Here is an 18496-nt window from a genome sequence, read left to right on the forward strand (position 1 = left end):
CCGGCGGAGCGGACGTTGACGCCCACCGCCGAGCGACGGCTGAAGGTGCTCCAGTCGCTCGATACCCTCGGCGCCGGCTTCCAGCTCGCCAGCCACGACCTCGACATCCGCGGCGCCGGCAACCTGCTCGGCGAGGAACAGTCCGGCCACATCCGCGAGGTCGGCTACGAGCTCTACCAGCAGATGCTCGAGGAGGCGGTGGCCTCGCTGAAGACCGGTGAGGTCGAGGCTGACGGCGAGTGGTCGCCGCAGATCACGGTCGGCACTTCCATCATGATTCCAGAGCCTTACGTGCCGGACCTCCAGCTTCGTCTCGGCTTGTATCGGCGGTTGGCGGATTTGCGGGACTCGGCCGAGATCGAGGCCTTCGCGGCGGAACTCATCGACCGTTTCGGGCCGTTACCGGAGGAGGTCGAGCATCTGCTTCAGCTGGTGACGATCAAGGCCCTGTGCCGGCGGGCGAATGTCGAGAAGGTCGACGCCGGGCCGAAGGGCGCCGTCGTCACCTTCCGGGACAACAATTTCGCCAATCCGGCGGGTCTTATCGCCTGGATCGCCAAGGAAGGGACCCTCGCCAAGGTCAGGCCCGACCAGAAGGTCGTGGTCATCCGCGACTGGGACAATCCGGCCGACCGCCTGAAGGGCACCGCTGCCCTCCTGATCCTGCTCGCCCGGCTTGCCGAGGAGGGCGAGAAGGCGGCGGCGTGAATCCGACTTTCAGGCCGCCCTCTCGGCCTGGATATCGACAAGGGCCCGGGCCAGCGTCTCCGTCTCCTGCGCGCCCATGATCGCGTAGCGCCCGTCGACGACGAAGCATGGCACGCCGGTCACTCCGATCTCGTAGGCGTTGTCGATTTCCGCCGCGATGGTCGCGCGGTCCATGTCGGAATCGAGCTGCTCCACGATGAGGGTCGCGTCGAGGCCGACCTCGTCGGCCGCCTCCGCAAGCACGGCGGGGTCGCCGATGTCGCGGCCTTCCGTGAAATAGGCCATGAACAGGCGCTCGACGATGTGGCTCTGCGCGTTGGCGGCTGCGGCCCAGCGGATGACGCGATGGGCGTCGGTCGTGTCCGGCGAGCGGGTGATGCGATCGAAGTGATAGTCGATCCCCTCGATCCGGCCGAGATCGGCAAGCTGTTCGTGTATCGGCCGAACCGCCTCGAGGCCGCCGAACTTGCCTTCGAGATAGGCTTGGCGGGGAATTCCCTCCGGCGGGATGGTCGGATCGAGCCGGAACGGTTTCCAGCGAACCGTGACATCGAAGCCCGGCAGCATCTCGATCGCATGGTCAAGCCGGCGCTTGCCGAGATAGCACCACGGGCAGACGACGTCGGAAATCACATCGATGGCGAGGGCTGCCTCGGTCATTCGGCGACGCGCCACCAGGTCTCGAGCCTGGCCCCGGTGATCGCGGTCCGTTCGGGGCGCCCGATAACATTCCAGCGGGCGATCCACTGGTCGGGCAGATAGAAGAGCGGCACGACGTAGAAGCCGGAGATCAGCACGCGGTCAAGGGCGCGTACCGCCGCGACGAAGTCGTCGTGGGTACGGGCCGCAAGCATGGCCTCGATCATCGCGTCGATCGCCGGCACCTTTGCGCCGGGATAGTTGAACGAGCCTTCCTGGTCGGCGGCGGCCTGGCTCCAGCGGAAGCTCTGCTCGTTGCCGGGCGAGAGCGACGCCCCCCAGGTGTTGCGGATCATGTCGAAATCGAATGTCTGCCGCCGGAGCTGGTACTGGGAGGCGTCGACGTTGCGGATCGAGGCCTTGATGCCGATGCGCGAGAGCGTGCGCTGGTAGGCGAGCGCCAGCTTCTCGTCCTCCTTGGTCGTGACCAGGATTTCGAAGGCCAGCGGCTTGCCGGTGGCGGTATCGATCAAGGCACTGTCACGGAGCTCATAGCCGGCGGCCTCGAGCTCCGACAGCGCTTCGCGCAGCACCTTGCGGTCGGCGCCGGACGAATCGCTCGAGGCGGGGAGATAGGTCCCGTCCATCACCTCCGGCGCGACGGCATCGGGGAAGGGGGCGAGCAGCGCCTTCTCGCGGTCGCTCGCCGGAATGCCGATCGAGGACAGCTCAGAATCGTTGAAATAGCCGGCGGCGCGGTCGAAGGCCTCGTAATAGAGGTTCTTGTTGACCCAGCCGAAGTCGAACAGCTTGGCGAGCGCCCGGCGGACGGCGACATTGGCGAAGATCGGCCGCCGCGTATTGAACACGAAACCCGACATGCCCTTCGGCGTTCCGGTATCGAAGGTTTCCTTGATGACCCGGCCGTCATTGACCGCGGGAAAGTCGTAGGCCGTGTTCCACTGCGCCGGATCGCCCTCGGGATTGATCTGATAGAGTCCCTTCTTGAAGGCCTCGAACATCGCGTTCGCGTCGCGATAATAGTCGATCCGGATCTCGTCGTAATTGTACTGGCCCTTCTGGACGGGCAGGTCGTTCGCCCAATAGTCGGGGTTGCGCCTGAAGAGGATGGTATTGGGCGCGCCGACCTCGGCGATGGTGTAGGGGCCGCTGCCGATCGGCGGCTTGAGGGTCGACTTGTCGAAGGTCTCGGAATCGGTCGCGTGCTTGGGGAGGATCGGCATCAGACCCAGGATCAGCGGCAATTCGCGGTCCTTGGCGCTTGCGATATTGAAGCGGATGCCGCGGTCGCCGACCCGGTCGTAGCTGTCGATCTTGCCGTAATAGTATTTGTAGTTCGGCCGGCCCTTGTCGCGCAGGATCTCCATGGAAAAGATCACGTCGTCGACGGTGACCGGCTCGCCGTCGGAGAATTTCGCGTCCGGGTTGAGGGTGAATTCGACCCAGCTGCGGTCCTCCGGCGTCTCGACGGTTTCGGCCAGCAGCCCGTAGAGCGTGAAGGGCTCGTCGGCGCTCCGCGTCAGCAGGCTCTCGATGACCAGGTTGCCGAAGACCGGATCGCGCAGGCCGCGCGAAGACGTCGTTCCGCCCTGGACGATGAAGGAGTTCAGGCTGTCATAGGTTCCGACGACGCCATAGGTGATCCTGCCGCCCTTCGGCGCGTCCGGATTGACGTAGGGCAGGTGGGTGAAATCCGGAGGAAGCGCCGGTTCGCCGATCATCGCGATGCCGTGTGCCGGCTCCGCCGCTGCGAGCTGCGGCATCAGCCCGAGACCGAGGGCTGCGGCGATGACGGTTGCGACACGGCGCTTCAGGGCAATCGATATGATGGTGGCGGACATGGTCGGCTAGCCAATCGTTTCGAGCGGGGATTCGTATGGAAACTGGCCGCGATCCTAGCATAGCTTCCGCGATCGGCGATCGGAGCGGCGATTTTGGGATGACGACGGCCGCGCCGCTGGAAAATGACGGTCAGGCGGGCTAAGGAATGGCCGCGGCCAGTCAACAAGTCGCCTCATTTGGCGGCCACTGACCGTCGCGAGGGGACACGAGCCGATTTTACCGCGACCGACGCGGCGGGATACCGAGCCAAGGACGAGAAATGGCAAATCTCCAATTCAATATTTCGAGATGGCAGCGCCTCCTACCGGTCGTGGTTTTCGCGATCGGCGCGCCAATCGGGGCCGCGGCCCAGGAAGAACCCCAGCGACTGCCCGGGCCTACTCCGGATGCGCCCTGGGCCAAGATCTGCAACAAGAATCCGAGCGACGGCAAGGAACTCTGCCTGACCATCCAGGAGGTGACGGCCGACAACGGGCAGTTCATCGCCTCGGCGACGGTCAGGGAGGTCACCGGCGAGGACAAGAAGTCCTTCGTCGTCGCGGTGCCGCCGGGCATGCTGCTGCAGCCCGGGATGAGGGCCCAGATCGACAACGGCAAGCAGTACGAACTGTCCTATGGCGTCTGCTTCCCGAATGCCTGTTACGGCGAGCTCGAGGTCGATTCCGACTTCGTCAATTCGATGAAGAAGGGTGGCCAGCTCATCATCATCGCGATGAATGCCCAGGCCAAGCCGGTCAGTTTTCCGCTTACCCTGACCGGGTTCACCAAGGCCTATGACAGCGAAGGTCTCAATCCGGCCGGGCTCGCCCAGCGCCAGGAGGATTTGACCAAGGCGCTTCAGGACCGTGCCGCCAAGGCGCGCGAGAAGCTGAAAGAGCAGCAGGCCAAGGAAGGCGCGGCGCAGTAGCAGGCCGGGAGACAAGAAAGATATGCAGGTTACCTTTGCAAAATGGCAGTGCCTGGCGCCGCTGGCGGCCCTCGTGGTCGGCCTGCCGATGGCGGCCGCGGCACAGGACGCGGAGGCTCCGGCGGTTCCCACCGCGCAGTGGGCCAAGATATGCAACAAGAACCCGAATAACGAGCAGCAGAAGCTCTGCCTGACGATGCAGGAGGTGAAGGCCGAAACCGGTCAGTTCATCGCCTCGGCGGCGATCAGGGAGATGACCGGCCAGGACAAGAAGGCCTTCGTTCTGGCGGTTCCGCCCGGCATGCTCATCCAGCCGGGGCTGCGGGCGAAGGTCGACGACGGCGCCGAAACCCAGGTTCCCTTCGGCATCTGCCTGCCCAACGCCTGCTACGGCGAACTCGAGGTCAATGCGGATTTCATCGCGTCGCTGAAGAAGGGCGGCCAGCTCACCATCACGGTGATGAATGCCCAGGCGAAGCCGGTCAGCTTCCCGATCACCCTGGCCGGGTTCACCAAGGCCTATGACGGCGAGGGCCTCGACCCTTCGGCCATGGCCAAGCGCCAGGAAGACCTCAACAAGGCCCTGCAGCAGCGCATCGCCGAAGAGCGCAAGCGGCTGAAGGAGCAGCAGGCCAAGGAAGACGGCGGCCAGTAGCGCGCCGTCGGACCAGTCGGCGGTCGCGGCTCAGTTGAAGTCGCGATCGCGGGCGATGTAGATGTCGCCGTCGCGCGTGGCGAAGAATTCGCTGATCTGCGAATGCCTCAGCGGCTCGCCCGAGTCGTCCGGCAGCAGATTCTGCTCCGAGACATAGGCTACATATTCCGTTTCGTCGTTCTCGGCGAACAGGTGATAGTAAGGCTGGTCCTTGGTCGGCCGGATGTCTTCCGGGATCGCCAGCCACCATTCCTCGGTATTGTTGAAGACCGGATCGACGTCGAAGATCACGCCCCGGAATGGAAACTTCCGGTGGCGAACGATCTGGCCGATGGCGAATCGCGCCTCGCGGGCACTGTCGATGGGGGACGGCATATTCGATGTCATCGGCGCTATGGGCCACGGCCGCGCCGTCGTGTCAACAGGCCCGCGGTCGCGCTCGAGGATGGCAAGGAGATTGACCGTTTCCAGCTAACCGGTTAGGCACCGGGCTGTTTCTGCTGCCAATCAGTCCGAGCCCCGGGGGCGGGCATCCGGAAGCCCGACGGCCATGAGTCAGTTCCTGTCGATCATCCTGCCTTTCCTGGGGCTGATCGCGGCCGGCTTCAGCGCGGCAAGATGGCTTGGCTTGCCGGCGCAGGGCGTCTCGGGCCTCAATCTCTTCGTCTATTACTTCGCGTTGCCCGCCTGGTTCTTCCAGCTCGTGGCCGAAACGTCCTTCCGTGACCTGCCGAGCTGGTCTTTCCTCCTGACCACCACCTTCGCGACCTATTGCGCCTTCGCCATCGCCTTCTCCTTCGGCGCGCTGGTCAATCGCGGCAACGTCCCCGAAGCGACCATCCAGGGCCTGGTCGGCTCCTACGCGAATATCGGCTACATGGCGCCGGCCCTGACCGTCGCGGCCTTCGGGCCGCTGGCGGCGGCGCCGACCGCGCTGATCTTCACCTTCGACAGCATGATGCTGTTCGCCCTTGTGCCCCTGATGATGACGCTGGGCGGCACCAGCCGCACCGACGGCCGGTCGATGGCGCGCTCCATCGGCAGGCGGGTCGCCACCCACCCGGTAATCATCGCGACCGTGCTTGGCGTTCTCTTCTCGGTTGCCGGTCTGCCGCTTCCGGGGCCGGTCACCAGCCTCCTCGACGTCTTGCGATCGGCGGCGGTCCCGGTCGCGCTGTTTTCGATCGGCGCGGGGCTGGTCCAGATGTCGCGCGGACGCCTCGCGCCGGAAACCCCGGTGATCCTCTTGGTCAAGCTGGTCGTCCACCCGCTGATCGTCTACCTGCTCCTCAGCTGGATCGGCGGCTTCGACATCATCTGGGTCTACGCCGCGGTGCTGATGGCGGCCCTGCCGCCGGCGGCGAATGTCCTCGCCCTTGCCAGGCAATACGCGACATACGAGCGGCGTGCCGCCGCGGCGGTCTACTACGGAACCGTGGCCTCGATCGTCACCCTGTCGGTCACGCTGGTTCTTTTGCTGAGCGACGACCTGCCGGTCGATCCGTTCCGCTAGCGGTCGGTGGCAACGGCGCGGCGACGCCCTGGCGCATGATGGCCTGGCGGAGCACGGGCACCCGGTCGAGCAGGAAGAGCCCCAGCCCGCGCATGGCCTGCACCGGCAGGAAGCCGGTCAGAAGCGTCCGGTTCAGGGCGTCGACGGCGGCGGTGCGGGTGTAGATATCGGCGCGGCGGGCGCGATCATAGGCGGCCAGCCCGTCCGCCCGTCCGGGATCGGCGGCCGGACCCGCCAGGGCATCGCCGAGGGCCGCCACGTCCCGATAGCCGAGGTTCAGGCCCTGGGCGCCGATTGGCGGGAAGAGATGGGCGGCTTCTCCGAGCAGCGCGGCGCGAGGGGCGGCGAAGGCGGCGACGCCCATGCCGGATAGCGGGAATACCTGTGCCGGGCCGTCCAGCGCCACCTTGCCCAGAATCGACTCCGATCGCGCCTCGATCTCCGCCGCGAGGGCGGCGGCCGGCATCTCGACGCGCCGCTTCGCCGCCGCGGGCCGGTCGACCCAGACCAGGCTGGAGCGGTTGCCGGGCAGCGGCACGAGGGTGAAGGGGCCGTTTTCGGTGTGGAACTCGGTCGAGGTATCGGCGTGCGGCAATTCGTGGCTGATATTCGTCACCAGGGCCGACTGATCGTAGCGCCATTCCCGGACCCTGATGCCGACGCCGTCGCGGATGCGCGAGCGGCGCCCGTCCGCGGCCGCGACCAGCCGCGCGGTGATCGTCTCGCCATTGTCGAGCCGGGCTGCAACGTTGCCGTCGTCGTCGACGGCGACCTTTTCGACGCTCGCGGCGATGCGGGTGATGCCCCGGTCCGCGTTGAGCCGGTCGAGCCCGCCGGTGAGGACGGCATTGGCGATGTTGTAGCCGAAGGCGTCGAGGCCGATTTCGCTGGCGTGGAAGAGCACCTCCGGCGCCCGGATCAGCCGCCGGGTCGCATCGACGATGCGGAGCGAGCGAAGCGGCGCGGACTGGTCGGCGACGATCGGCCAGACACCCAGTTCCTCGAGAAAAGACACCGAGCCGGCCAGCAGCGCCGCCGTACGGTGGTCGTCGGGCCGTGCGGCCGGCGCGACAACCGCGACGTCATAGCCAAGCGAATCGAGATGCAGCGCCGCCGCCAGGCCAACCGGTCCGGAGCCGACGACGAGGATGTCGACGTCCGTTGTCGTCCCGGCTACCCGGCGACGGCTTGCGGCTTGGGAGTCATCGGCTTCCTGGCCCATTCGGCGATCTCACCCGTCAACCACGATCCCGCCAGCATAGCCGCAACGAAGAGCATAACCGACTGCGGCACAATGCCGAGGTTGGCGATGGCCGGGGCGGGGCAGAATCCGGACAGCCCCCAGCCGATGCCGAAGATCGCGGCGCCGCCGACCAGCCGGCTGTCGATCCGCGTCTTCGCCGTCGTCTGGAAGGCCGGCGCGACGATCGGCCTGGCCAAGACGCGGTTGAGCCTCAGCCCGACGAAAGCGACGAGGACGCCGCCGCCCATGACGAAGGCGAGGCTCGGATCCCAGCCGCCGTCGGGGATTGCCGCGAAATCGAGGAAATCCCTGACCTTCTGCGGATCGATCATGCGGGCGATGGCCAGGCCGAGGCCGAAGATGATGCCGCTGCCGAAAGCCGCTGCAATGGCGATAACAGAGCGACGCATCAGAGGACGTGCCTCATCACGAAGACCGTCGCCACGGCGGTGGCGAAGAAGGTGCCGACCGCCACGAACGAGCGTGGCGACAGGCGGGCGAGACCGCAGATGCCGTGGCCGGACGTACACCCGTTGCCGAGGCGGGTTCCGACGCCGACCAGCAGGCCCGCCGCGACCAGGGCGACCGGACCGAGGCCGACCTCGGGCAACGCGTCGGGCAGCTCGGCGAAGAGGTCCGGCCCATAGGCGGCGCCGAGACCCGCGCCGAGCGGCAGGCCGACGAGGAAGGCCAGGCGCCAGGCAACGTCCCCCGGGCTGCGGGGGAACATGGCGCCGAAGATCGTCGAAACGCCGGCCGTGCGGCCGTTAAAGGCCCATAGCAGGGTTGCGGACAGGCCGATCAGGACGCCACCTATCGTGGCGGTCAGCGGCGTGAAATTTTCCATGGACGGGACTCCACCAGAACGTCCCGCAATTCTCCGCCTGCCCCGGTTGCGGTCAAACAAATCCATTCTACGTAGGGACTTGTTTTTGGTTGGAGCTTGCAATCGCGCGCGGGTCCGACAATTTCTTGCCGTTGGGCCGATTCACTGGAGTGCGGAATGATTGCTTTCGACTGGGTCGCCGACCCGGCCATCTGGGCGAGTCTGGTGACGCTGACGGTGATGGAGGTCGTTCTCGGCATCGACAACATCGTCTTCATCTCCGTCATCGTCGGCAAGCTGCCGCAGCAGCAGGCCAAGCGGGCCCGGCAGATCGGCCTCGGCCTGGCCCTGATCTTCCGGGTCATCCTGCTTTTCTCGCTCTTCTGGCTGATCGGGCTGACCGCGCCGGTCTTCACGATCCTCGGGGAGGGCTTTTCGTGGCGCGATATCGTCCTCGTCGTCGGCGGCGCCTTCCTTCTCTACAAGGCGACGGTCGAAATCCATCAGGATGTCGAAGGCGGCGGGCACAAGGAGACCGCCACCGCGACCAAGGTCTATGCCAGCTTCGGGATGATCGTTGCCCAGATCGCGGTGATCGACATGGTCTTCTCGATCGATTCGATCCTGACCGCGATCGGCATGGCCGACCACGTCGGCGTCATGGTCGCGGCGGTGGTGATCGCGATCGCGATCATGTATCTGGCTTCCGGGCCGGTGGCGGGATTCATCGAACGGCATCCGACCACCCGGATGCTGGCACTGGCCTTCCTGCTGATGATCGGCATTGCGCTGATTGCCGACGGGATCGGCTTTCATATCCCGCGCGGCTATCTCTACGCGGCGATGGCATTCTCGGCGATCGTCGAGCTGCTTAATGTCGTAGCCGGCCGAAACCGGCGGAAAAGGGCGAAATGACAGACGAGACCGGCGAGGCCATCGCGGCCAACAGGGAGGAATTTGTCCCTTCGGACCGCGGTTTCCTGTCCCCCGCCCATCTGATCATGGCGGTGTTCTTCGTCCAGGCGCTGATCCTTGCCAACTGGCTTCCCCGGATTCCCGATGTCGAAACGGCGTTGGGACTGGGGCATGGCGACCTGGCGCTGGCCCTGGCGGGCCTGCCGCTCGGCATGTTCCTCGGGATTGGCGTTTCCGGGCCTGTGATCGAATGGCTTGGGCCGCGGCGGACGATCCTGCTGTCGATCTCGGCATTGTGCGTTTCCGCCGTCTTTCCCGGCTGGGCGCCGAACGCGGTTTCGCTTTTCGTGGCGCTCTTCGTGATGGGAGCCACCTTCGCGCTGACGGACGTCGCCATGAACGTCGAGGCCGCGCGGATCGAGACGACCTTCGGCCGCCGGATCATGAGCACCTGCCACGGGTTCTGGAGTGTCGGTTCGATGGTCGGGTCGCTGATGAGCGGCGGGATTGCGGAACTGGGCGTGGCGACGGGCCCGCATCTCGCGATCGTAGCCGTGGCCTCGCTCCCCATCGGAATCCTGATCGCGCGCGCCCTGCCGCGGCTCGGTCCGATGGTCGAGGGCCCCGAACGTCGGCCGGCCTTCGCGCTGCCGTCCCTGTCGCTCCTCGGCCTTTGCTTCTTCGTCTTCGGGATGGTGATGGTCGAGCAGGTTTCGCGGAACTGGGGCGGCGTCTTCCTCAGGGACATCCTCGGGGCTTCGCCGGGAACGATCGGCCTGACGATCGGGATGCTGGCGCTCTTCATGGCCATCGGCCGGTTTCTTGGCGATCCGCTGTCCGACCGCTTTGGCGGCGTGGTCCTTGCGAGGTCCTTTGGCATAATGGCCGTCGCCGGGATCGTGCTGACGGTTACGGCGGACGGGATAGGCCAGGCGATGGCGGGATTCATCGCAATGGGGCTGGGCGTGTCGGTCGGCTTTCCGCTGGCGATTCGAGCGGCGACGGCCCGCACCGACCGGTCCCCGGCGACGAACGTCGCGGCCCTTGCCTTTTTCGCCTATTCCAGCTCGCTGGTCGGGCCGATGATGGTCGGCTTCACATCCGAGGGGATGGGCCTCAGAATAGGGTTCGCAACCATTCTTCCACTGGTGGTCCTGAGCACGCTTCTTGCCGGCCAGCTCCGCCGTGGGTAACGAGGTACCGGTCTGTTTCGAGCCGGGAGTCCGTCGGCGACCACGGGCGCGCGGGTGCCGCATTTGCCGGCAGCGTGATGAAAATTAGCGTTTGATCGGGTTTTGGGCATAATCCATTGTTGCAAGGCAGTCCGTGATTTCTGGCGGCGCCGCATTGGCCAGCCACGGCCCGTGGTGGAGCCGCGTAGAGTCGGGTGTAGCTATGGGGCAATTAACGACACATGTTCTCGATACCGCGCTTGGACGGCCCGCCGCGGGTATGCGTATCGATCTCTTCCGGCTTGACCAGACCGAGGAGTGTGTCGCCGTCGCGACCACCAATGCCGACGGTCGCGTCGACGAACCGCTGCTTGACGGCGTAAGCCTCGTGAGCGGCACGTTTGAGCTGCGCTTCCATGCCGGGGCATACCTGCGCGCGCAATCGCTGGAGTCGTCTTTCCTGGACGTGATTCCGATCCGGTTCACCGTGGACGCGGCCGACGAGCACTATCACGTGCCGCTTCTTCTCTCGCCGTTCGGCTATACAACCTACCGGGGAAGCTGAAGCGCGTCATGCGTGACTCGATCCGTTTCATTCGCAAGGGGCGCATGGTCGAACTGCGCGACATTGCGCCGACCGCGCTGCTTCTCGACTATCTCCGCGAGGTTGAGGGCTCGACCGGCACCAAGGAGGGATGCGGGGAGGGCGATTGCGGTGCCTGCACCGTCGCGCTCGGCCGCATCCGTGACGGCAAGCTGACCTATGAGCCGGTCAATGCCTGCATCCAGCTTCTTGGACAGGTGGACGGCTGCGAGGTGGTTGCGGTCGAGGATCTCGCCGACCGCGATGGCGAACTCCACCCGGTCCAGGCGGCGATGCATGACGCGCATGCCTCGCAATGCGGCTTCTGCACGCCGGGCTTCGTGATGAGCCTGTTCACGCTCTACCATTCCGGCAGGCGGGCCGTATCGCGGCCTGAGGTGAACGACTGGATCGCCGGTAACCTTTGCCGCTGCACCGGCTATCGCCCGATCGTCGACGCCGCCGTGAAGGTCTGCCGGTCCCCGCCGACCGATCGCTTTGCGACCGCCTCGGCCGACACGGAAAGCCTGATCGGCTTCCTGTCGGATAACGAGGACATCTTCATTGGCGATTCCGACCGGTTTTTCGCGGCCCCGGCGAGCATCGAGGCGGCCGCCGATCTTTACGAGCAGCACCCGGACGCGACCATCGTGGCGGGGGCGACGGATGTCGGGCTGTGGATCACCAAGCAGTTCCGCGACCTGCCCAAGATCATCCATATCGGCCGGGTTCGCGGCCTCGATCACATCGGCGATACCGGCTACGAGCTGCTGATCGGCGCGGCGGCGACCTATGCCCAGGTCGAGCCGTTCTTCAGGGAGCTCGACCCCGATCTCGGCGAATTGCTGCGGCGGCTCGGCTCGAAGCAGGTCAGGGCGTGCGGCACGATGGGCGGAAATGTCGCCAACGGCTCGCCGATCGGGGATTCGCCCCCGGCGCTGATCGCGCTCGACGCGACCGTCGAGCTCCGCAAGGGACGGCGGGTGCGCAGCATGCCGGTCGAGGAATTCTACATCGACTATGGCAAGCAGAACCGCGAGCCCGGCGAGATGGTGATCGGCCTGCTGGTGCCGAAGATGAACGCCAGCCACATCTTCCGCTGCTACAAGGTGTCGAAGCGCTTCGACCAGGACATTTCCTCGGTAATGGGCGCCTTCCGCTTCACCGTCGATGACGACGGCAAGATCAGCGAGGCGCGTCTCGCCTATGGCGGCATGGCGGCGATACCGAAGCGCGCGAAGCAGGCCGAGGAGGCGCTGACCGGCACGCTGCTCCGCGATTCCCGGGCGTGGTCGCGCGCCTTCGCGGCGCTGCGCGAGGATTTTTCGCCGATCGGCGATCACCGGGCGAGCGTCCGCTATCGCAACGAGACGGCGCATGCCCTGCTCGGCAAGGCGCTGATCGAGGCGGCTGGAACGGCTTCGAACCGGACCCGTGTCGTCGGCCATCGCGTGGTGGCCTGACATGGATCTCGGTGACATCGTCAAGGGCAGTCCGCCGCCCGCCGTCGTCCACAAGCCGAAGCCGCACGACAGCGCCGCCAAGCACATGACCGGCGAGGCGGTCTATGTCGACGACATCCGGACGCCCGCCGGTACGCTCCACGCGGCGCCGGGCTATGCGCCGATCGCCGCCGGCCGGGTGACCAAGCTCGACCTTGATGCGGTGCGGAAGGCGCCGGGCGTCGTCGATGTTCTCACCGCCGACGATATTCCGGGCGCGAATGATGCCAGCCCGAAGGGAATCGGCGACGAGCCGGTCATCACGCCGGAACGCATCATGTTCTACGGCCAGGTGCTCTTCGTTGTGCTGGCGGAGACGCGGGACCAGGCGCGCCGCGCCGCCAGGCTCGCCAGGGCGGCGACCGCGCCGGGCATGCCGATGATCGACGTCGATGACGCCGTCGTCGCGGATTCGACCGTGCTGCCGGACTACACATTCGAGCGCGGCACGCCCGAGGACGAGATCGCCTCGGCGCCGCGGCAGCTCGGCGGTGAATTCCGCATCGGCGGCCAGGAGCATTTCTATCTCGAGGGCCAGGTGGCGCTCGCGGTCCCCGGCGAGGATGGCGACATGTATGTCTATTCCTCGACCCAGCATCCGAGCGAGGTCCAGCACGTCGTCGCCCATGTCCTCGGCCTCGATTCCAACGCGGTGACCGTCGAGGTGCGCCGGATGGGCGGTGGTTTCGGTGGCAAGGAGAGCCAGGCGACGCAGTGGGCGGTCATCGCGGCGCTCGGCGTGCGCAAGACCGGCCGTCCTTGCAAGATACGGCTCGACCGCGACGACGACATGATGATGACCGGCAAGCGGCACGACTTCCGGGTCGACTACAAGGTCGGCTTCAGCCGCGAAGGCGGCATCCGCGGCGTCGACGTCACCTTCGCCGCGCGCTGCGGCTATTCGGAGGACCTCTCGCTCGGCGTTGTCGACCGGACGATGTTCCATGCCGACAGCGGCTACTTCTACCCGACGGTGCGGATCCTCGCCCGGCGGATGCGCACCAACACGGTGTCGAACACCGCCTTCCGGGGCTTCGGTGGCCCGCAGGGCAAGCTCTTCGCCGAGCGGATGATCGACCATATCGCCTATTCGGTCGGCCGTGATCCGCTCGATGTCCGCAAGGCGAATCTCTACGGCGGCGCCGGGCGGGATCGCACGCCCTATAACATGCGGGTCGAGGACAATATCCTTCCCGAGATCGTCAACGAGCTCGAGAGGACCAGCGACTATCGCGACAGGCGCAGGGCGCTCGCCGAGTTCAACGCCTCCAGCCCGGTCCTGAAGAAGGGCATCGCCCTGACCCCGGTGAAGTTCGGTATTTCCTTCACCCTGATGCACCTTAACCAGGCCGGCGCGCTGGTCCATGTCTATCGCGACGGGTCGATCAGCCTGAACCACGGCGGCACCGAGATGGGCCAGGGGCTGTTCGTCAAGGTCGCCCAGGTCGTCGCCGAGGAGTTCGGCCAGGAGCTCGACCGGGTCAAGATCACTGCGACCGCGACCGACAAGGTGCCGAATACCGGCCCGACGGCGGCTTCGGCCGGGACCGACCTCAACGCCCAGGCCGCCATGGCCGCCTGCCGGGCGATCAAGGAGCGGCTCTTCGATTTCATCGAGCAGGAATGGGGCGTCGGCCGCGACAGCGTCCAGTTCCGCGAAGGCAAGGTGATCATCGGCAACCGGGCGATGGACTTCGGCGAGCTCGCGGAACTGGCCTACCGCAACCGCGTATCCCTCTCCTCGACCGGCTTCTACAAGACGCCCAAGATCACCTGGGACCGGGAGAAGGCCACCGGCCAGCCGTTCTTCTACTTCGCCTATGGCGCCGCTTGTTCGGAGGTGACGATCGATACGATGACCGGCGAGATGCGGGTCAATCGCGTCGATATCCTCCACGACGTCGGCAAGTCGCTCAATCCGGCGATCGACATCGGCCAGATCGAAGGCGGCTTCGTCCAGGGCATGGGGTGGTTGACCACCGAGGAACTGGTCTGGGATTCGGCCGGCAGGCTGATGACCCACGCACCCTCGACCTACAAGATCCCGACCGCGTCCGACGTGCCGGAAGACTTCCGCGTCGCGCTCTACGAGTCGGGCGGCAACCGGGCCGATACCATCTACCGCTCCAAGGCGGTCGGCGAGCCGCCGCTGATGTTGGCGACGTCCGTCTTCTCCGCGATCCTCGATGCGATCATCAGCCTCAAGCCCGCGGTCATGCCGCGTCTCGACGCGCCAGCGACACCGGAGGCGATCATGCGGGCGATCAGGGCGACCGGAGCCGGGGATCCGTGATGCTGACCTGGCGCCGGCTCCTCGAGGCGATCGACGGACGCGGCGGCGCGGCAATGGTGACGGTCGCCGCGACCAGGGGCTCGGCGCCGCGCGAGGCCGGCGCACGGATGATCGTCAACCGCGACGGCACCTTCTCCGGAACGATCGGCGGCGGCACCCTCGAATGGCGGGCGATCGCGCTCGCCCAGGCCGCGCTGGAACGGGGGTCACCGGCGGAAAGGCGGCGCTTCGCGCTGGGACCCGAGCTCGGCCAGTGCTGCGGCGGCCAGGTCGATCTCGTCATCGAGGTCTTCGACCAAGCCGACCGGGATGTCGTCGCTGGATTTGCCGGTCGGGAGGCCAGGGGACCGTTCGCGGTCACCGGCCGCTTCGTCGGCAGGGGGAGCCTGGAGCGCGGGCTCAGCGACGAACCGCTTGAGCCTGGTACGGCGATGCTTGCCGGCGGCGCGCTTGTCGAAGGCTTCGGCGACGCCCGCCGGCCGCTTCTTCTCTTCGGTGCCGGGCATGTCGGCAAGGCACTGGTGCTTGCGCTCGCCCCGCTGCCCTTCGCGGTCTCATGGTTCGATCCGCGGCCTGATGCCTTTCCGGCTTACGTGCCGGCCAACGTGGCGCCGAGAACGTTCGGGGAGCCGGCCGGGGCTTTCGCCGGGGCGATTCCCGGTTCGTTCGTGCTCGTCATGAGCCACAGCCACCAGCTCGATCTCGCTCTCGTCCAGGCGGCCCTGTCGGACGGCCGCTTTCCCTATGTCGGGCTGATCGGCTCGAAGAGCAAACGGGCGCGCTTCGAGAAACGGCTGGCCGCGGGGGACGTTCCCATCGAGCGCATCCGCCAGCTCGTTTGCCCGATCGGTATCGGCGATATCCGTTCCAAGGCGCCGGCGGTCATCGCGGCCGCCACGGCGGCCCAGCTGCTGGAGCGCGACGAAGCCATGAAAGCGGAGGCGGCGCGGGACCCTGGCGCCTTGCGTCCGCCGGGAAGGCAGGTAGGTTAACCTCGACGTGGAAACGCAACCGGAACCCAGGCAGGAGAGATCGCCAAGGCGCGCCGAAGGCATCGCCACGCTTGAGGCCGTCGGCATCACCAAGGATTTCGGGGCGCTGCGTGCCAACGACAGTGTCGATTTTGCGATCATGCCGGGCGAAATCCATGCCCTGCTCGGTGAGAACGGCGCTGGCAAATCCACCCTGGTGAAGATGCTCTATGGCGTCCTCCAGCCGACCGCCGGTGAAATCCGCTGGCAGGGGCAGCCGGTCGTCATTGCCAATCCGGCGGCCGCCAGGCGGCTCGGCATAGGCATGGTCTTCCAGCATTTCTCGCTCTTTGATGCCCTGACCGTCGCCGAAAACATCGCCCTTGCGATCGAGGGCGCCGGGCCGATCAACCGGCTCAGGGAGATGATCAGCCGGGTTTCGGCGGAATATGGCCTGCCGCTCAATCCGGAATCGATCGTCGCCGATCTTTCGGTCGGCCAGCGGCAGCGGGTCGAGATCGTGCGCTGTCTGCTGCAGGAACCGCGGCTGATCATCATGGACGAGCCGACGTCGGTGCTGACGCCGCAGGAGGCCGACGACCTCTTCGTCACCCTCAAGCGGCTGGCGTCCGAGGGGTGCTCTGTCCTCTATATCAGCCACCGGCTGGAGGAGGTCCGCGCCATCTGCCATCACGCGACGATCCTGCGTCACGGCAAGATCGTCTCCGAATGCGATCCGCAGCAGGAGACCGCGGCGCGCCTCGCCAGCATGATGGTCGGCGAGGAGGTGAGGCAGCTCACCGCGCCCGAACCGGTTCCCGAGACCGCGCCGGTCAGGGTATCCCTCCGAAACGTATCCCAGCCCAGGCCGCATCCCTTCGCCGTCGCCCTCGACAACATCTCGCTCGACGTACGGGGCGGCGAGATCGTGTCGATCGCCGGCGTCGCCGGCAACGGGCAGGACGAGCTCTTCGACGTCCTTTCGGGGGAAGTCACCGCCGCGACCGGCTCGATCGCGATCGACGGTGTCGATTGCCGGCTAAGGGGCGTCAACGCCCGGCGCCGCCTCAACGCCGCCTTCGTGCCGGAGGAGCGGCTTGGCCACGGCGCCGTGCCCCGGCTTCGCCTGTCGGAGAACGTCGTCCTGACGCGAAACGGCACCCGCGAGGGGCTGGTGCGGTCCGGCGTCGTCAATTTCCTCGGCGCGCGCTCGATCGTCGGCCGGGTTACGGAGGCCTTCGACGTCCGCAAGGGAACGCCGGATCCGGAAGCCGCGGCTCTGTCCGGCGGCAACCTGCAGAAATTCGTCGTCGGCCGCGAATATGACCGCAACCCGGGGGTTTTCGTCGTCTCGCAGCCGACATGGGGCGTCGATGCCGGTGCCGCGACGACCATTCGCCAGTCGCTGGTCGATCTCGCCCGTGCCGGCTCGGCAGTCCTCGTCATCAGCCAGGATCTCGACGAGATTCTGGAGATTTCGGACCGGATCGCGGTCATCTCGCACGGCAGGCTGTCGGAACCCCGGGAGGCGCGCGGGATCACGCGGGAGGAGATCGGGTTGCTGATGACCGGCATTTCGGGGGACGGGCAGGGGAGCGGCGACAATGCGCATTGAGCTGATCCGGCGTCCCGAGCGCTCCTCGGCGATGGCACTCCTGTCGCCGATCCTGGCGATCGCGCTGACGGTGATCACCGGCTTCTTCGTCTTCCTCGCGATCGGCGTCGATCCCTTCGAGGCGCTCTATATCTACTTCATCGAGCCGCTGACCGCCTGGTGGTCGGTCCAGGACCTTCTCATCAAGGCGACGCCGATCATCCTGATCGCCATCGGCCTGTCGCTCTGCTACCGCTCCAACAACTGGAACATCGGCGCCGAGGGCCAGCTCGTCGCGGGCGCCATCGCAGGTTCGGTCTTCACGATCCTGGTGCCCGAGTGGAACGGCCCGCTGGTACTGCCGGTCATGCTGCTGATGGGGATCGCCGGCGGCATGCTCTACGGCGCGATCCCGGCGCTGCTCAAGATCCGCTTCGGCACCAACGAAATCCTCACCAGCCTGATGCTGGTCTACGTCGCCCAGTTCTTCCTCGACTGGCTGGCGCGGGGTCCCTGGCGCAACCCGGAAGGTCACAATTTCCCGGACAGCCGTGAATTCGACGGCTGGCAACTGCTGCCGACCATCCTCGGCGACGACGTCAAGCTCAACTTCGTCTTCGTGCTGATCGCGGTGGTCGTCGCCTGGTTCGTCCTGTCGCGGACGATCACCGGCTTCCAGATCTCGGTGCTCGGGCAGGCGCCGCGCGCCGCCGCCTTTGCCGGCTTCAGCCAGAACCGGATGGTGCTTCTCACCTTCCTGGTCTCCGGTGGCCTTGCCGGCCTGGCGGGGATCTGCGAGGTCGCCGGCCCGATCGAGATGCTGCGAACCTCGGTCTCGCCCGGCTACGGCTTCACCGCGATCATCGTGGCCTTCCTCGGCCGCCTCAATCCGATCGGCATCTTCTTCGCCGGCTTGTTGCTGGCGCTCTCCTATATCGGCGGCGAGGGCATCCAGATCTCGCTCGGCGTCTCGGACCAGATCACCCGGGTCTTCCAGGGCATGCTGCTCTTCTTCGTGCTGACCTGCGACACCTTCATCTTCTACCGGGTCCGCTTCGTTGCAGCCCGGCGACGCCAGGCGGGGGAGGTGACGCATGGACATGCTTGAGGGC

The 18496-nt window shown here is 66.4% G+C and carries 18 protein-coding genes; 12 read left to right on the plus strand and 6 right to left on the minus strand.

The features are described 5' to 3' along the window. Positions 1-708: TRCF domain-containing protein (locus KDJ86_RS13475; protein WP_367116809.1), on the plus strand; the 708-nt coding region annotated here is incomplete at its 5' end. A gap of 9 nt (positions 709-717) precedes the next feature. On the opposite strand, the gene KDJ86_RS13480 is transcribed toward KDJ86_RS13475, so the two are convergent. Then, the gene (locus KDJ86_RS13480; protein ID WP_291746688.1) at positions 718-1368 is read right to left on the minus strand and encodes a DsbA family oxidoreductase; all 651 of its coding nucleotides are present in this window, start codon (positions 1366-1368) and stop codon (positions 718-720) included. Further along, positions 1365-3209: an extracellular solute-binding protein gene (locus KDJ86_RS13485; RefSeq protein ID WP_291746690.1), complete on the minus strand. Its 1845-nt coding sequence runs from the start codon at positions 3207-3209 to the stop codon at positions 1365-1367. Before KDJ86_RS13485 ends, KDJ86_RS13480 begins: the two co-directional genes overlap by 4 nt. A gap of 260 nt (positions 3210-3469) precedes the next feature. Between KDJ86_RS13485 and KDJ86_RS13490 the strand changes: the two genes are divergently transcribed. Together KDJ86_RS13490 and KDJ86_RS13495 are read left to right on the plus strand one after the other, a co-directional pair. After that, positions 3470-4117, plus strand: a complete 648-nt coding sequence (locus KDJ86_RS13490; protein WP_291746694.1) for an invasion associated locus B family protein — start codon at positions 3470-3472, stop codon at positions 4115-4117. Between the two features lie 22 nt (positions 4118-4139). Beyond that, complete coding sequence (locus tag KDJ86_RS13495) at positions 4140-4772, plus strand: invasion associated locus B family protein (protein WP_291746697.1); 633 nt, start codon at positions 4140-4142, stop codon at positions 4770-4772. A gap of 30 nt (positions 4773-4802) precedes the next feature. On the opposite strand, the gene hspQ is transcribed toward KDJ86_RS13495, so the two are convergent. Beyond that, positions 4803-5135, minus strand: coding sequence for a heat shock protein HspQ (hspQ, locus tag KDJ86_RS13500; protein ID WP_291746729.1), 333 nt, complete (start codon positions 5133-5135; stop codon positions 4803-4805). 187 nt (positions 5136-5322) lie between these two features. On the opposite strand from hspQ, the gene KDJ86_RS13505 reads away from it, so the two are divergent. Continuing rightward, entirely contained in the window at positions 5323-6285 is a 963-nt protein-coding gene (locus tag KDJ86_RS13505) for an AEC family transporter (protein WP_291746699.1), read from the plus strand. Here KDJ86_RS13505 and KDJ86_RS13510 read toward each other — a convergent pair. Genes KDJ86_RS13510 through KDJ86_RS13520 form a run of 3 tightly spaced genes read right to left on the minus strand, consistent with a single transcriptional unit; the run spans position 6233 to position 8375 of the window. Next, entirely contained in the window at positions 6233-7507 is a 1275-nt protein-coding gene (locus KDJ86_RS13510; protein WP_291746702.1) for a UbiH/UbiF family hydroxylase, read from the minus strand. The genes KDJ86_RS13505 and KDJ86_RS13510 overlap by 53 nt on opposite strands. Then, positions 7459-7938: a DUF6691 family protein gene (locus tag KDJ86_RS13515; RefSeq protein ID WP_291746705.1), complete on the minus strand. Its 480-nt coding sequence runs from the start codon at positions 7936-7938 to the stop codon at positions 7459-7461. Before KDJ86_RS13515 ends, KDJ86_RS13510 begins: the two co-directional genes overlap by 49 nt. After that, positions 7938-8375 carry a YeeE/YedE family protein gene (locus KDJ86_RS13520; RefSeq protein ID WP_291746708.1) on the minus strand — a complete coding sequence of 146 codons (438 nt, stop codon included), beginning with the start codon at positions 8373-8375 and terminating at the stop codon, positions 7938-7940. Before KDJ86_RS13520 ends, KDJ86_RS13515 begins: the two co-directional genes overlap by 1 nt. Positions 8376-8531: 156 nt before the next feature. On the opposite strand from KDJ86_RS13520, the gene KDJ86_RS13525 reads away from it, so the two are divergent. The 8 genes from KDJ86_RS13525 (at position 8532) to KDJ86_RS13560 (ending at position 18492) form a co-directional block, all read left to right on the plus strand. Beyond that, positions 8532-9269 (plus strand): TerC family protein, encoded by a 738-nt coding sequence (locus KDJ86_RS13525; protein ID WP_291746712.1) that lies wholly within the window; start codon positions 8532-8534, stop codon positions 9267-9269. Next, complete coding sequence (locus tag KDJ86_RS13530; protein ID WP_291746715.1) at positions 9266-10462, plus strand: MFS transporter; 1197 nt, start codon at positions 9266-9268, stop codon at positions 10460-10462. The genes KDJ86_RS13525 and KDJ86_RS13530 overlap by 4 nt, the downstream gene beginning before the upstream one ends. 202 nt (positions 10463-10664) lie before the next feature. Continuing rightward, the gene (gene uraH / locus KDJ86_RS13535; RefSeq protein WP_291746732.1) at positions 10665-11006 is read left to right on the plus strand and encodes a hydroxyisourate hydrolase; all 342 of its coding nucleotides are present in this window, start codon (positions 10665-10667) and stop codon (positions 11004-11006) included. An 8-nt stretch (positions 11007-11014) separates the two neighbouring features. Then, positions 11015-12487 (plus strand): xanthine dehydrogenase small subunit, encoded by a 1473-nt coding sequence (gene xdhA, locus KDJ86_RS13540; RefSeq protein WP_291746719.1) that lies wholly within the window; start codon positions 11015-11017, stop codon positions 12485-12487. Position 12488: 1 nt separating this feature from the next. Then, the gene (gene xdhB, locus KDJ86_RS13545) at positions 12489-14819 is read left to right on the plus strand and encodes a xanthine dehydrogenase molybdopterin binding subunit (protein WP_291746721.1); all 2331 of its coding nucleotides are present in this window, start codon (positions 12489-12491) and stop codon (positions 14817-14819) included. After that, on the plus strand, positions 14819-15811 hold the full coding sequence (gene xdhC, locus KDJ86_RS13550; protein WP_291746724.1) for a xanthine dehydrogenase accessory protein XdhC: 993 nt from the start codon (positions 14819-14821) through the stop codon (positions 15809-15811). Before xdhB ends, xdhC begins: the two co-directional genes overlap by 1 nt. Before the next feature lie 7 nt (positions 15812-15818). After that, positions 15819-17405: an ABC transporter ATP-binding protein gene (locus tag KDJ86_RS13555; protein WP_521085290.1), complete on the plus strand. Its 1587-nt coding sequence runs from the start codon at positions 15819-15821 to the stop codon at positions 17403-17405. Then, positions 17395-18492 (plus strand): ABC transporter permease, encoded by a 1098-nt coding sequence (locus KDJ86_RS13560; RefSeq protein ID WP_291746726.1) that lies wholly within the window; start codon positions 17395-17397, stop codon positions 18490-18492. Before KDJ86_RS13555 ends, KDJ86_RS13560 begins: the two co-directional genes overlap by 11 nt. The last annotated feature ends 4 nt before the right edge of the window (positions 18493-18496 follow it).

This window comes from Bauldia sp., from assembly GCF_020442045.1.
Lineage (GTDB): Bacteria > Pseudomonadota > Alphaproteobacteria > Rhizobiales > Kaistiaceae > Bauldia.

Coding starts and splice junctions, on each gene's coding strand:
- xdhB (WP_291746721.1), top strand. CDS start 12,489: ATGGATCTCGGTGACATCGTCAAGGGCAGTCCGCCGCCCGCCGTCGTC.
- xdhA (WP_291746719.1), top strand. CDS start 11,015: ATGCGTGACTCGATCCGTTTCATTCGCAAGGGGCGCATGGTCGAACTG.
- KDJ86_RS13485 (WP_291746690.1), bottom strand. CDS start 3,209: ATGTCCGCCACCATCATATCGATTGCCCTGAAGCGCCGTGTCGCAACC.
- KDJ86_RS13515 (WP_291746705.1), bottom strand. CDS start 7,938: ATGCGTCGCTCTGTTATCGCCATTGCAGCGGCTTTCGGCAGCGGCATC.
- uraH (WP_291746732.1), top strand. CDS start 10,665: ATGGGGCAATTAACGACACATGTTCTCGATACCGCGCTTGGACGGCCC.
- xdhC (WP_291746724.1), top strand. CDS start 14,819: ATGCTGACCTGGCGCCGGCTCCTCGAGGCGATCGACGGACGCGGCGGC.
- KDJ86_RS13505 (WP_291746699.1), top strand. CDS start 5,323: ATGAGTCAGTTCCTGTCGATCATCCTGCCTTTCCTGGGGCTGATCGCG.
- KDJ86_RS13510 (WP_291746702.1), bottom strand. CDS start 7,507: ATGGGCCAGGAAGCCGATGACTCCCAAGCCGCAAGCCGTCGCCGGGTA.
- KDJ86_RS13490 (WP_291746694.1), top strand. CDS start 3,470: ATGGCAAATCTCCAATTCAATATTTCGAGATGGCAGCGCCTCCTACCG.
- KDJ86_RS13530 (WP_291746715.1), top strand. CDS start 9,266: ATGACAGACGAGACCGGCGAGGCCATCGCGGCCAACAGGGAGGAATTT.
- KDJ86_RS13525 (WP_291746712.1), top strand. CDS start 8,532: ATGATTGCTTTCGACTGGGTCGCCGACCCGGCCATCTGGGCGAGTCTG.
- KDJ86_RS13480 (WP_291746688.1), bottom strand. CDS start 1,368: ATGACCGAGGCAGCCCTCGCCATCGATGTGATTTCCGACGTCGTCTGC.
- KDJ86_RS13520 (WP_291746708.1), bottom strand. CDS start 8,375: ATGGAAAATTTCACGCCGCTGACCGCCACGATAGGTGGCGTCCTGATC.
- KDJ86_RS13560 (WP_291746726.1), top strand. CDS start 17,395: ATGCGCATTGAGCTGATCCGGCGTCCCGAGCGCTCCTCGGCGATGGCA.
- KDJ86_RS13495 (WP_291746697.1), top strand. CDS start 4,140: ATGCAGGTTACCTTTGCAAAATGGCAGTGCCTGGCGCCGCTGGCGGCC.